Annotated in this window: 2 protein-coding genes; both read left to right on the plus strand. The window is 66.0% G+C overall.

All coding sequences use genetic code 11. The features are described 5' to 3' along the window. Window positions 1-4 precede the first annotated feature (4 nt). A complete protein-coding gene (locus tag ABD169_RS16040; RefSeq protein WP_425560986.1) occupies window positions 5-142 on the plus strand; it encodes a hypothetical protein in 138 nt (45 codons plus the stop codon). Further along, on the plus strand, window positions 139-721 hold a 583-nt coding region (locus tag ABD169_RS16045), incomplete at its 3' end, for an EAL domain-containing protein (RefSeq protein ID WP_344033617.1). The genes ABD169_RS16040 and ABD169_RS16045, both read left to right, overlap by 4 nt.

Genomic DNA, 721 nt, shown 5'->3' on the forward strand with positions numbered 1-721 from the left:
GCCGATTCTCGCCGCCGTGCTGGCCGGGACGACCGCCGGTGCCTTCCTTGGCGAGCATTGGGGTGTTGCCGCGCTCGCGCTGACCGGCTTGTTCGTTCTGGCCGTAACGCGGCTGCTGCGCGCCTTCCGGGGCGGATCATGACGAGTTCGCAGCCCGCCGGATGGACGGCGGCCGAGTTGGCGCAGGCGGCGGCGCGCGGACAGCTTGACCTGCATTACCAGCCGCTGGTCGATCTGCGCGATCACCGGATCGCTGGCGCGGAAGCGTTGATGCGCTGGCGGCATCCGAGGCTTGGCCTGTTGCCGCCCGGCCAGTTCCTGCCGCTGGCCGAGTCGTTCGGCCTGATGCCGGAAATAGGCGCGTGGGTGCTGGGCGAGGCCTGTCGCCAGATGCACAAGTGGCAAGGACCGGCATGGCAACCGTTCCGTCTTGCCATCAATGTGTCCGCCAGCCAGGTTGGGCCAACGTTCGACGACGAGGTAAAGCGGGTGCTGGCCGATATGGCCCTGCCCGCCGAGCTTCTGGAGATCGAACTGACCGAATCGGTCGCATTCGGCAATCCAGCCCTGTTCGCCAGTTTCGACGCCTTGCGCGCCATCGGCGTGCGCTTCGCCGCCGACGACTTCGGCACCGGCTATTCCTGCCTGCAACATCTGAAATGCTGCCCCATCACCACATTGAAAATCGACCAATCCTTTGTCGCCAGGCTCCCGGATGATG

Origin of the sequence: Leucobacter iarius (assembly GCF_039530105.1) — a bacterium.
GTDB lineage: Bacteria > Actinomycetota > Actinomycetes > Actinomycetales > Microbacteriaceae > Leucobacter > Leucobacter iarius.